Raw genomic sequence first — 11,606 nt, forward strand, 5'->3', positions numbered from 1 at the left:
TGCTCGTGTCCAGGCATCGCACCAGTCGTTCCAGGCGGGGATCAAACAACGACTCCTCGGTGCGCCACAACGATCAGTTGGGTCGCTATAGTCCGGGCCGGTGGACACCAACGCAGTGCGCTCGTTCGTCCTGGCCGCGGAATTCGGCCAGTTGCAGCACGCCGCTGACGAGCTCGGCGTGACCCAGCAGGCCGTTTCGAAGCGCATCGCCGCCCTCGAGCGGGAGCTCGGTGTTCGCCTGTTCACCCGGACCACGCGCGGGGTCGAGCTGACGCTCGACGGGCAAGCGTTCCTCGCTCACGCGCGGAACGTCGTCGCGCACGTCGATCGCGCGATCAGCGCGATCCGGCCGGGATCGCGGGCCCTTCGGATCGACGTCCTCGGTCTGCGCACCGCGCAGGCGGTCGTCCTGCACGACTACTGGCGGGCGCATCCCGAAACCGATCTCGACGTGGTCACCATCCGGGCCAGCGACCCGCGCCAGGCGGTCACGGCTGTTCAGACCGGCGACGTGGACGCCACCTTCCGCACCATCACCGACCCCGCCAGGCTGCCTGAAGACGTGCAGATGATCCGCGCGTTCGATTCGCCGCTCCAGCTCCTGGTGGGGCCGAAGCACCCGCTCGCCGCCGCGCGAGCGCTGACGCCCGCGCAGCTGCACGGGCACCGGATCTGGGTTCCGGGCATCACGCCGCGAAGCGAGTGGGCCGAGTTCTACGACCAGCTCACCGCGGAGTTCGACCTGCGGGTCGACGCCGCCGGCCCGAACTTCGGCACCGAGGTGCTCCTGGACGCCCTCGCGGAATCCCCGGACCTGGCAACCCTCGTCGGCTCGCGCGACCGGTACGCCTGGCCGGCGAACTACGACCTCCGCCGCATCCCGATCGCCGATCCGGCGATCGCTTACCCGATCTCGCTCATCCTGCCCAAGACGAGCCCGCACCCAGGGCTGCGCGGCATCATCAGGCACTTCCGGAACCTGAACCCCCTCCCCGGGGCGACGTGGCTCCCGTCCTGGGCTGCGATGCCCGTGGGAAGCGACGACCCCGACGCCGGAATCTCCTGAGCCGGTCGGTTTGTTCTGTTGTGTCCCGGTTCTCGGGCGTCGTCGTCTCTTGCGGGCTGCATTGCGGCTCGGCGGTGGTCTTCTGGGGGATGAGCGGATGGCGCCGGCCGGATCCCTTAGCCCTGTTATTCTTAGTGCTGCTCTTGTTCGTCGGGGTTTCGGGTGGTGAGTGCGGTGGCTCGGCGCAGCCGGTCTCGGCCGGACGCGGTTGACTTCATGCTGGAGGAGTGGCGGCGGGAGGTCCCGGAGGTCGATGCCACGGGTATGGCCGTGTTCGGGCGCCTGCACCGCGCCTTCTACCGCTACCAGGACCAGCTGAACCGGATCTTCCACGCGCACGACCTGACCATGGCCGGGTTCAGCATCCTCGCTTCGCTGCGGCGGGCCGGCAGTCCCTACCGGCGGACCGCCGGTGAGCTCGCCGAGGCCGCGCTGGTGACCACGGGCGGGATCACGCAGCGCGTCGACAAGCTCGAAGCCTCCGGCCTGGTGGAGCGGGAACGCGACTCCGAGGACCGGCGGACCGTCTACGTGCAGTTGACCGAGAAGGGGCGCGTCTTCACCGACGAGGTCATCGCGGCGCACTTCGCCAACGAGCGCGACATGCTCAGCGGTCTTTCCGCCACGGAGCAGGAGCGCCTCGCCGACCTGCTCAGCCGGCTCGAAGCGTCGCTGGACCACGCGGAGGCCAAGCGCGCGGGCGAGTGATCCGCCGGGACCGCTCACCCGCGCCGGTCAGCGGGCCCAGGGGAGCGGGGTTTCGTCCAGGCCCCAGTAGAGGCTCTTCTGGCGGGTGTACTGCAGGATCGCGTCGCGGCCCTTGTCGGTGCCGACACCGCTGGCCTTCATCCCGCTGAACGGGGTGGAGATGCTGAACTGCTTGTAGGTGTTGATCCACGCGGTGCCCGCGTCGATGCGCCGGGCCAGCCGCCAGGCCCGACGGTAGTCGCGGGTCCAGATCCCGCAGGCCAGGCCGAAGATCGTGTCGTTGGCCAGCGCGATCAGCTCGTCCTCGTCGCGGTAGGGCAGCACGACGCCGACCGGGCCGAAGATCTCCTCCTGGCAGGTGAGCGCGTCGTTGCCCAGCCCGTCCAGCAGGGTCGGCAGGTAGTACGCGCCGCCGGCCAGTTCCGGGTCATCGGGGATCCGGCCGCCGCACAGGACGTTGGCGCCCTCCTCGCGCGCGCGGTCCACCAGCGCCGCCACCCGGTCGCGGTGGGCGAAGGTGACCAGCGGCCCGACCTGGCTGTCCGGGTCGGTGCCCGGACCGACCCGGAGCCGCCGGGTCCCGGCGACGAGGCGCTCGACGAACTCGGCGTAGAGCGTCTCGGGCACGAAGATCCGGGAACCGGCGATGCAGCTCTGCCCGCTGGAGGAGAAGATCCCGAACAGGATTCCGGCGGCGGCCTGCTCCAGGTCGGCGTCCTCGCACACGATCGTCGGGGACTTCCCGCCGAGTTCGCTGGTCAGCGGCATGAACTTGTCCGCGGCGAGGCGCCCGATGGTGCGGCCGGTGTCGGTGCCGCCGGTGAAGGAGACCTTGCCCACCGCCGGGTGGCGGACGATCGCGTCCCCGACCACCGACCCCTTGCCGGGCAGGACCGACAGGAGCCCCGGGGGCAGTCCCGCCTCGTCCACCAGCCGGGCGAGCGCGAGCGATACCAGGGGTGTTGCTTCGGCGGGCTTCAGCAGCACCGCGTTCCCGGCGGCGAGCGCCGGCGCGATCTTCTGCGCATCGCTGGCGATGGGGGAGTTCCACGGGGTGATCGCGCCGACCACGCCGATCGGTTCGGGCACGCTCATCGTCAGGTAGGGCCCGCGCTGCGGGGTCAGCGGGGTTTCGGTGGTCTCCAGGGCGGCGGCGTAGAAGCGGAAGGTGCCGGCCGCGCTGCGCACGAGGGCGCGGGTCTCGGTCAGGGTCTTGCCGGTGTTGCGGGTCTGCAGCTCGGCCAGCTCGTCGGCGTGGTGGTCGACCAGGTCGCCGATCCGGACCAGGAACCGGGCGCGTTCGTGCGGGAGCAGGTCCCGCCAGGCGGGATCCGCTGCGGCGCGCGCTCCGGCGCGGGCCGCTTCGTCGACGTCCTCGGGCGAGGCCGCGGTGAGCTTGGCGAGGACCTCGCCGGTGGCCGGGTCGACGCACTCCAGCGGGGTGCCGCGGCCGCGCTGCCAGCGGCCCGCGACGGGGATCTCGTCGGCTGTCGGGAGCCTTCTCATGGTGCACCTCCGGCATCGGTTGGGGATGGCCAAGTATCTTACGGCTAAGTCAATACCTGGAGCCGGATTCCGACGGGGGTTTCCGGGTTTGTCGCCTTTGACCTGCGAAGATAAAAGATCTTCCGCGGAATTTTCGCGCTGGGGGTTGTGCGGGTCACAGCGACATGCTCATACTGCTCACCACTTAATCGCTTACTGCTAAAAGAACTTCGGAGGTTGAGCGATGACCGCAGCAGACACCGGGACCCGGACCGACCTGGACGCCCTCATCGACTCCTGCATCGCCTCGCGGGAGAGCCGCAACGAGGACTGGGACACCCTCGCGTTCCAGACCAAGGCCGGTGACGAATTCCGCCGGGCGCAGATCCGCTACATCGGTTCCGGCGCCACCGGCAACCACGACGGCGACAGCCGCACGCTGCCCTCGGAGCACTTCACCTTCTCCAACATGCGGCTGCCGCTGGGCGCGATCGGCCCGGAGCACACCCACCACGACGTGGAAGAGGTGTTCTTCGTGCTGGAGGGCCAGCTGGAGGTCAGCGTCCACGACGTCGAGGACGGCACCAGGACCGCGACCCGCGTGCTCGGCTACCGCGACCTGATCCGGGTGCCCGCCGGCGTGCCCCGCAGCCTGAAGGCCATCGGCGACACCGACGCGCTGTTCTGCGTGGTCATCGGTGCCCAGAAGCCGCAGCTGCCGACCTATCCGGCGACCTCGCCGGTGCACGGCGTCACGCGAGACTGAACCGCTTCGAGGAAGGTCCGGGGTGAGGAGCATGGCGCACGCGGTCCGAGTGCACAGCACGACGTGGCTCGCAAACGGCGTGGTGCAGGTGGAGTTCCGCGATCCGGCGGGAGCCGACCTGCCGGCGTGGGAGCCGGGAGCGCACCTGGCGCTGCGGTTGGGCAACGGCATGACGCGGGAGTACTCGCTGTGCGGCGACCCGGCCGACCGGCGCAGCTGGACGGTCGCGGTCCTGCGCGAACCGAACTCGCGCGGCGGCAGCAGCTGGGTGCACGAGCGGTTGACCGCGGGCACCCTGCTGGAGGTCGAGGGCCCGCGCAACAACTTCCCGCTGGAACCGGCCGAGCGCCATCTCCTCATCGCCGGCGGCATCGGAGTGACGCCGATCCTGGCGATGGCCCGGCGGCTCGCCGAGCGCGGTGCGGACTGGCGGATGGTCTACTGCGGACGGTCGCGGGAGAGCATGGCCTTCCTGCCCCGGCTCCAGGAGCTCGGCGGCGACCGGGTCCGCGTCCACGCCGACGACGAACGCGGCGGTCCGCCGGACCTGCGCGCCGAGCTGGGCGCTGTCGCCGAGGGCGAACTGGTGTACTGCTGCGGGCCGGAACCGCTCATCAACGCGGTGGAATCGACGCTCCCCGATCCGTCGGTGCTGCGCGTCGAGCGGTTCCGCGCGCCGGAGGTGCCGAAGTCCACTTCGGACGAATCCTTCGAGGTCGTGTGCGGCAATTCCGGCGTCCGCGTGCCGGTGGCCCCGGGCACTTCGGTGCTGGACGCGCTGGCCGCGTCCGGGATCGACGTGCCGAACTCCTGCCAGGAGGGCGTCTGCGGCACGTGCGAGACCAAGGTCCTCGGCGGTGAACCCGAGCACCGCGACCACGTGCTCAGCCCGGCCGAGCGGGAAGCCGGCGACACGATGATGATCTGCGTTTCCCGCTGCCGCTCCGCCGAACTGGTGCTGGACCTCTGAGCCGTCGAGCCGACCTCTACCTCGACGGGGCCTCCCCGTCGTGACCTGGAGAACTGACATGACGCTGAACCTGGAGCCGGTGCAGACCCGGCTCTCACCCACCACGAGTTACGAGGACGCCTTCGCCGACGAGCTGGAGGCGATCTACGGCCGGGGCGTGCACGACCTGCCCGGTCTGGTCGCCGCGCTCAACGAGACGGGGGTCCGCCCGGCGGACGGCTCGGACTGGACCGAGCAGGCGCTCACCGGCGAACTCGCCCGCCTCGGTGCGAAGGAGATCTGAGGATGACCAAGCTGCAGACCGAGGACCAGCTCCTGCGGCTCGGGCTGCGGGACCGCTGGTACCCGCTGTGCCCGTCGCGCCAGGTCCGCCCCGGTGAGCTGACCCGCATCGAGCGCGCGGGCGAGGAACTCCTGCTGTGGCGCGACAGTTCCGGTGTCGTCCACGTGCAGGAGGACCGGTGCCCGCACCGCTCCGCGCGGCTGTCGTTGGGCGTGCACATGGGCGACCGGATCGCGTGCAACTACCACGGCGTCCAGCTCGACGGCGACGGCGTCGTGGCGTCGGTGCCCGGCAGCCCGGGGTGCGCGCTGGAAGGCCGCAAGGCGCTGCGCACCTTCCCGGCGCAGGAGCACGCCGGTGCGATCTTCGCCTGGTTCGGCGCGGACGAGTCCGCCGAGCCGACCCCGCTGCAGGTGCCCGAGCCGATCGCGGGAGGGGAGTGGGACGACTTCCTCTGCTACGTCGAGTGGGACGCCTCCTACCTGCTGTCGGTGGACAACCTGATGGACCCGATGCACGGGGCGTTCCTGCACCGCAACAGCCACACGATGTTCAGCGGGAAGCGGGAGGCGGCGTTCCAGATCCGGGACACCGACACCGGTTTCGTCTTCGAGAAGACCGACCAGCGCGGCGTCAACTTCGACTGGTCGGAGTGGGTGGACACCGGCGGGCTGCAGTCGGTCACCCTGGACATCCCGTACCCGGACACCGCTGGTCCGGGCGGCCCGTTCACCATCGTCGCCTGCGTGACCGCGATCAACGAGCACCAGCACGCCGGGTTCTTCTGGCGCTGCCGGAAAGTCAGCGGCTGGCAGCGGGACAGCTGGCGGTTCCTGTACAAGAACCGGATCGAGGCCCGGCACTGGCAGGTGCTGGAGCAGGACCGCGTCATGGCCGAGGCGATGCCCGACGACGCCTGGTCCGGCGAGAACCTCTACCAGCACGACATCGCGCTGGTCCGGCTGCGCCGGATGCTGCGCGCCGAGGCCAAGCGCCAAGCCGCCGCGCTCGCCGAACGCAAGCCGGTCCGCGCGGCCGCCCGCTGATTGGAGTGCACATCATGCAATTCCCCGATGCCGAACCGGTGGTGAAGCTTCGGTCGTTGCGCTCGGTCAGCCTGCGCACCGAACGGTTCGCCGAGGCCGCCGAGTTCTACCACGAGGTGTGGGGCCTGACCCCGGTGGAGACCGAGCAGGACACCGCGTGGTTGCGCGGGACCGGCTCCGAGCACCACATCGTCGAGCTGCAGCAGGCCGAGCAGAACGGGCTGGGCAAGATCGCCTTCGCGGTCGGCACGCCCGCTGAGATCGACGCGGCCGGTCGCCGCCTGTCCGAGCTCGGGGTGCCGATGCTGGCCGAACCCGGTCCGCTCGACCAGATCGGCGGCGGGTACGGGCTCCGGCTCGTCGACCCGGAAGGACGGCTCATCGAGCTGTCCTGCAACGTGGAAGCTGTTGTGGCGCAAGATCCCAACGGTCTTCCCGCGGTCCCGCGCAAGGTGGCGCACGTCGTGCTCAACACGGTCGACATCGACGCCGCCTGCGAGTTCTACACGCGGGTGCTGGGGATGCGGATCTCGGACTGGTCCGAGCACCAGATGGCGTTCCTGCGCTGCAACTCCGACCACCACGTGATCGCGTTCAACCAGGCGCAGTGGACCTCGGTCAACCACGTCGCCTACGAGATGCCGTCGATGGACCACTTCATGCGCGGCATCGGACGGCTCAAGCACAACGGCATCACCCCGCTGTGGGGGCCGGGTCGGCACGGGCCGGGCTCGAACACCTTCTCCTACTTCGCCGATCCGGCCGGTCTGGTCTGCGAGTACACCTCCGACGTCGCGCAGGTCGAGGAGGACGCCTGGCTCTGCCGGGTGTGGCGGCGCACCGCGGAGCTCTCCGACCAGTGGGGCACCGCCGGCCCGCCGTCGAAGGACGCCCGCTCGCACATGGCGGGCAAGCCCGATCCCGGCTACCGGGAGCTGGTGCAGTCGTGAAGGTGGCGATCCTCGGCTGCGGCGCGATCGGCAGCGTCGTGGCGCACGCGGTCCGGGACGGTGGAGTCCCCGGTGCCGAGCTCGTCGGGGTGGTGCACGCCGAGCGCGACGACCCGCCAGGACTGCCGGTGCTGAGCATCGACGCCGCGATCGAGCAGGCGGATCTGATCGTCGAGTGCGCGGGGCAACGCGCGCTGGCCGAACTCGGACCGTCCATCGTGGCCTCCGGTACGGATCTGCTGGTGGTGTCCATCGGAGCGCTGGCCGACGACGCGCTGCTGGCCTCGCTGCGCGACACCGGCCCCGGCCGGCTGCACCTGTGCAGCGGCGCGATCGGCGGGCTGGACGTGCTCGCGGCGACCGCCCGGATGGGCGGGGTGTCGGCGGTGCGGATCGTGACCACGAAGAAGGCGCCCACGCTGGTCCAGAGGTGGATGGGCGAGGACGTCGCGCAGCAGTTGCGGACGGCGACCGAACCGGTCGAGCTGATGCGCGGCCCGGCCCGCGAGATCACGGCCGCGTTCCCGGCGTCGGCCAACGTCGCCGCGTCGGTCGCGCTGGCGGTGGGGGATTGGGACCTGGTGGAAGCGACCGTGGTCGCCGATCCGAACGCCCCGCTGACCAGCCACGTGATCACCGCCGAGGGCAGTGCGGGCGACTACCGGTTCGAGATCCGCAACCACCCGTCCGCAGCGAACCCGGCGACCAGCGGCGTGGTTCCGCACGCGGTGCTGGCCGCAGTGGGACGGCTGGCCGCACCCACTGGAGCGTTCGCATGATCCGGTCGAAAGTGTCCGATGTGGACGTTCTGGAAGCAGGCGATGGCACCCCGCTGGTGCTGCTGCACGGCATCGGAGGTGCGGCCGAGGCGTTCGACTCCCAGCTGTCCGGGCTGGCCGGAGAGCACCGGGTCATCGCCTGGGACGCACCCGGCTACGGCGGATCCGCCGATCTGCCCGGCGAACCGGATCTGGACGCCTACGCCGACGCGGTCGTGTCGGTGCTGCGCGGGCTCGATGCCGAACCGGCGCACCTGCTCGGGGTGTCGTGGGGCGGGGTCATCGCGACCCGGGTCGCGATCAAGGCGCCGGAGGTGCTGCGGTCGCTGATCCTCGCCGACTCCTCGCGCGGTTCGGGACGCACGGCCGACGGCCGGAAGGCGATGGCCGAGCGGGCTCGGGACCTCACCGCTCGCGGTGCGGAGGCTTTCGCGGCGGAAAGGGCACAGCGCCTGGTGGCGCCCGGTGCGGATCCAGCAGTGCTGGAGCGGGTCGTGGCGTTGATGTCGCGGGTCCGGCCGCGCGGTTACGGCAACGCCGCCCGGGTGATGGCCGCGACCGACCACTCCGCCCAGCTGGCGGAGATCACCACGCCGACGCTGGTGCTCGTCGGCAGCGAGGACGTCGTGACCGGTGTGGCCGAGAGCCGGGCGCTGGCCGAGCAGATCCCCGACGCCCGGCTGGTCGAGATCCCCGATGCGGGCCACGCCGCCAACCAGGAACGCCCCGAGGAGTTCAACGCCGCCGTGCGGGCGTTCCTCGCCGAAGTCGACACCGGAGGAGGTGCGCTGTGACGCTCGATGGACGACTGGTCGTGGTCACCGGCGCCGGCCGGGGTTTGGGACTCGCGATAGCCCACGACCTCGCCGAGGCCGGGGCGCACCTCGTGATCGCCGAGCGGAACCCGCAGTTCGCTGCCAGCGCGGTCGAAGAGCTCGCCGCGCACGGCGTTCCCGTGCACCGGGTGGACACCGATGTGTCCGACCCCGGCTCGGTGCAGCAGCTCGCGGACCGGGTCGCCGAACTCGGCGGAGCGTACGGGGTGGTCAACAACGCGGCGCTGGCCGACGGAGTCGGCGGCAAGTACTTCTACGACATCGAGCCGGACGAGTTCGACCGGATCATGTCGGTCAACCTGCGCGGCACCTGGCTGGTGTCGAAGGCGCTCTACCCGCAACTGCGCGCCAGGGGCGACGGGCGGATCCTCAACATCGCCTCCGACGTGGCGTTCTACGGTCCGCCCCGGCTGATGCACTACGTCGCGTCCAAGGGCGCGATCGTGGCCATGACCCGCGCGAGGGCGCGGGACGCCGGGCCCGACGGGATCACCGTCAACGCGATCGCGCCGGGCATCACCGAGTGCGAGGCGACCCAGACCGTGCCTGCCGAAAGGCACGAGCTGTACCGCATCAACCGCGCCCTGGAGCGCCCGCAGCAGCCGGAGGACCTGGTGGGCGCGGTGCGGTTCCTGCTGTCCGACGCGGCCGCTTACATCACCGGCCAGACGCTGCTCGTGGACGGCGGCTTCGTCTGCCGATGAGGAGGAAACGATGGACCTCGACCTGACCGGCCGCACCGTGGTGGTGACCGGGGCGAGCTCCGGGGTCGGCCTGGCCACCGCCAAGATGCTGATCGCCGAGGGCGCGAACGTCGCGGCTTGTGCGCGCGACGCGGACCGGCTCAAGACGGCGTTCGACGGACTGCCGGTGCACCTCGGGACCTGCGACGTGCTGGACGAATCGGCGGTGCAGGACTTCGTCGCGCAGGCCGCCGAGGCCTTCGGCGGGATCGACGGGGTGGTCAACAACGCCGGGCGTTCCCTGATGGCGCGGCTGTCCGAGACCGAGGACCGGCAGTGGCGCGAGGAGCTGGAGCTGAAGATCTTCAGCGTCCTGCACGTGGTCCAGGCCGCCCAGCCGTGGCTGCGCGAATCCGCCGCGGCCTCGGTCGTGAACGTCAACGCGATCCTGGCGCGCCAGCCCGAGGCGCGCCTGGCGGCCACTTCGGCGGCGCGGGCCGCGTTGCTGAACCTCACCAAGACCCTCTCCGGTGAGCTCGCCGCCGACGGGATCCGAGTCAACTCGGTGTGCCTCGGCCTGATCGACACCGGGCAGTGGCGCCGCCGCTACGAAGCATCGGAGTCCACGTTGGACTTCGATGCGTGGAGCGCGGAACTGGCCGCCGATCGCGGAATTCCGCTGGGGCGGCTCGGCACCGCCGACGAGGTCGCCTTCCCGATCGTGTCCCTGCTGTCCCCGCGCGCCTCCTACGTCACCGGTTCCGCGATCGACGTCGGCGGCGGCATCGCCCGTTACCTCTGAGCGGTCGTCACCCCCAGAAAGGACTGTCCATGACCCGAACCAACGGCGGTGACCTGCTCGTCCAGGTCATGCGCGACAACGGCGTCGACACCGCCTTCGGCGTGGTCAGCGTGCACAACCTGCCGCTGGTGGAAGCGGTGAGCCGCGACCTGCGCTTCGTCCCGGTGCGCCACGAGGCGGCAGCGGTCAACGCCGCCGACGGCTACGCCCGGGCGACCGGGGGACTCGGCGTCGCGATCACCAGCACCGGCACCGGCGCGGGCAACGCGGCCGGGGCGATGGTCGAGGCGTTGACGGCGGGCAGCCGCGTGCTGCACGTGACCGGTCAGATCGACTCGCCGTTCCTCGGCCAGGGCCGCGGTGTCATCCACGAGACCAAGGATCAGGCCTCGATGCTCGCCGCCATCTCCAAGCACTCGGCGACCGTCGCTTCCGCCGGGGAAGCCGGGAGCGTGCTGCGCGAAGCGGTGCGCAGCGCGCTGTCAGTCCCCAGTGGACCGTCCAGTGTGGAGTGGCCGATCGATCTCCAGTACGCCGAGCAGCAGGTCTCGTCCGCTCCCGCTGAGCGAGGTGCGACGCCGCCGTCGGTCGACCCGGCGTCGGTGCGCAGCGCCGTCGAGGTCATCCGCAGCGCCGAGCGCCCGCTCCTGTGGGTCGGCGGCGGTGGCACCGGGGCCGGCGAGCTGGTGCGGGAGCTGGCCGAGCTGCTCAGCGCCGGGGTGCTGACCAGCAACTCCGGTCGCGGCAGCGTGCCGGAGGACCACGAGCTGGTGATCGGCAACTTCGCGGCCAACCCGGAAGCCGCACCGCTGCTCGCCGAGGCCGATCTGCTGATCTCCATCGGCACGCACTTCCGCTCCAACGAGACCAAGCACTACTCGCTGCAGCTGCCCGCCAAGCACGTCCAGATCGACGTCGACCCGGCAGCCGTCGGACGCGTTCACCCGGCCGCGGTCGGACTGACCGGTGAGACTGAGCAGGTGCTCCCGCAGCTGCTCGCCGAGCTGGCCGGCACGACGGTCGGCGGGCCGGACTGGCGGGCGAAGGTGACCAGCACGCGCGCCGCGGTGCGCGCGCACCTCCGCTCGGCGATCGGCCGGTACCAGCTGATCTGCGATGCGATGCGGCAGACGCTGCCCGCGGAAGCCGTGATCGCGCGGGACGTCACGATCCCGTCCAGCCAGTGGGGCAACCGGCTGCTGGAGATCTACCGCCCGAACACCAACGTGTTC

General features: G+C 71.0%; 13 protein-coding genes. 12 read left to right on the top strand and 1 reads right to left on the bottom strand.

Translation table 11 applies throughout. The features are described 5' to 3' along the window. Positions 1-100 precede the first annotated feature (100 nt). Entirely contained in the window at positions 101-1,066 is a 966-nt protein-coding gene (locus OU415_RS28285) for a LysR family transcriptional regulator (RefSeq protein WP_270952370.1), read from the top strand. Positions 1,067-1,240: 174 nt separating this feature from the next. Continuing rightward, entirely contained in the window at positions 1,241-1,774 is a 534-nt protein-coding gene (locus OU415_RS28290) for a MarR family winged helix-turn-helix transcriptional regulator (RefSeq protein WP_270952371.1), read from the top strand. Positions 1,775-1,801: 27 nt separating this feature from the next. Here OU415_RS28290 and OU415_RS28295 read toward each other — a convergent pair whose 3' ends face one another. Further along, complete coding sequence (locus OU415_RS28295) at positions 1,802-3,280, bottom strand: aldehyde dehydrogenase (protein WP_270952372.1); 1,479 nt, start codon at positions 3,278-3,280, stop codon at positions 1,802-1,804. A 223-nt stretch (positions 3,281-3,503) separates the two neighbouring features. Between OU415_RS28295 and OU415_RS28300 the strand changes: the two genes are divergently transcribed. The 10 genes from OU415_RS28300 to OU415_RS28345 form a co-directional block, all read left to right on the top strand. Continuing rightward, the gene (locus OU415_RS28300) at positions 3,504-4,025 is read left to right on the top strand and encodes a cupin domain-containing protein (RefSeq protein WP_270952373.1); all 522 of its coding nucleotides are present in this window, start codon (positions 3,504-3,506) and stop codon (positions 4,023-4,025) included. A gap of 31 nt (positions 4,026-4,056) precedes the next feature. Next, a complete protein-coding gene (locus OU415_RS28305; protein ID WP_270952374.1) occupies positions 4,057-4,995 on the top strand; it encodes a PDR/VanB family oxidoreductase in 939 nt (312 codons plus the stop codon). 58 nt (positions 4,996-5,053) lie between these two features. After that, on the top strand, positions 5,054-5,278 hold the full coding sequence (locus tag OU415_RS28310) for a recombinase-like helix-turn-helix domain-containing protein (RefSeq protein WP_270952375.1): 225 nt from the start codon (positions 5,054-5,056) through the stop codon (positions 5,276-5,278). A 2-nt stretch (positions 5,279-5,280) separates the two neighbouring features. Beyond that, positions 5,281-6,324: an aromatic ring-hydroxylating oxygenase subunit alpha gene (locus tag OU415_RS28315; protein ID WP_270952376.1), complete on the top strand. Its 1,044-nt coding sequence runs from the start codon at positions 5,281-5,283 to the stop codon at positions 6,322-6,324. Between the two features lie 14 nt (positions 6,325-6,338). After that, positions 6,339-7,274 (top strand): VOC family protein, encoded by a 936-nt coding sequence (locus tag OU415_RS28320; protein WP_270952378.1) that lies wholly within the window; start codon positions 6,339-6,341, stop codon positions 7,272-7,274. Continuing rightward, positions 7,271-8,053, top strand: coding sequence for an aspartate dehydrogenase domain-containing protein (locus tag OU415_RS28325; RefSeq protein WP_270952379.1), 783 nt, complete (start codon positions 7,271-7,273; stop codon positions 8,051-8,053). Before OU415_RS28320 ends, OU415_RS28325 begins: the two co-directional genes overlap by 4 nt. Beyond that, a complete protein-coding gene (locus OU415_RS28330; protein WP_270952380.1) occupies positions 8,050-8,847 on the top strand; it encodes an alpha/beta fold hydrolase in 798 nt (265 codons plus the stop codon). The genes OU415_RS28325 and OU415_RS28330 overlap by 4 nt, the downstream gene beginning before the upstream one ends. Continuing rightward, a complete protein-coding gene (locus tag OU415_RS28335; protein WP_270952381.1) occupies positions 8,844-9,593 on the top strand; it encodes a 3-oxoacyl-ACP reductase family protein in 750 nt (249 codons plus the stop codon). The genes OU415_RS28330 and OU415_RS28335 overlap by 4 nt, the downstream gene beginning before the upstream one ends. 10 nt (positions 9,594-9,603) lie before the next feature. Further along, positions 9,604-10,374, top strand: a complete 771-nt coding sequence (locus tag OU415_RS28340; protein WP_270952383.1) for an SDR family oxidoreductase — start codon at positions 9,604-9,606, stop codon at positions 10,372-10,374. 29 nt (positions 10,375-10,403) lie between these two features. Next, positions 10,404-11,606 (top strand): thiamine pyrophosphate-binding protein (locus OU415_RS28345; protein WP_270952384.1); only part of this gene is annotated, 1,203 nt, incomplete at its 3' end.

Source organism: Saccharopolyspora oryzae (assembly GCF_027853915.1).
GTDB classification, from domain to species: Bacteria; Actinomycetota; Actinomycetes; order Mycobacteriales; family Pseudonocardiaceae; genus Saccharopolyspora; species Saccharopolyspora oryzae.

Excerpts from the sequence above, each read along its gene's own strand:
- OU415_RS28305 (WP_270952374.1), top strand. The coding sequence starts at position 4,057 with ATGGCGCACGCGGTCCGAGTGCACAGCACGACGTGGCTCGCAAACGGC.
- OU415_RS28315 (WP_270952376.1), top strand. The coding sequence starts at position 5,281 with ATGACCAAGCTGCAGACCGAGGACCAGCTCCTGCGGCTCGGGCTGCGG.
- OU415_RS28340 (WP_270952383.1), top strand. The coding sequence starts at position 9,604 with ATGGACCTCGACCTGACCGGCCGCACCGTGGTGGTGACCGGGGCGAGC.
- OU415_RS28320 (WP_270952378.1), top strand. The coding sequence starts at position 6,339 with ATGCAATTCCCCGATGCCGAACCGGTGGTGAAGCTTCGGTCGTTGCGC.
- OU415_RS28330 (WP_270952380.1), top strand. The coding sequence starts at position 8,050 with ATGATCCGGTCGAAAGTGTCCGATGTGGACGTTCTGGAAGCAGGCGAT.
- OU415_RS28310 (WP_270952375.1), top strand. The coding sequence starts at position 5,054 with ATGACGCTGAACCTGGAGCCGGTGCAGACCCGGCTCTCACCCACCACG.
- OU415_RS28300 (WP_270952373.1), top strand. The coding sequence starts at position 3,504 with ATGACCGCAGCAGACACCGGGACCCGGACCGACCTGGACGCCCTCATC.
- OU415_RS28295 (WP_270952372.1), bottom strand. The coding sequence starts at position 3,280 with ATGAGAAGGCTCCCGACAGCCGACGAGATCCCCGTCGCGGGCCGCTGG.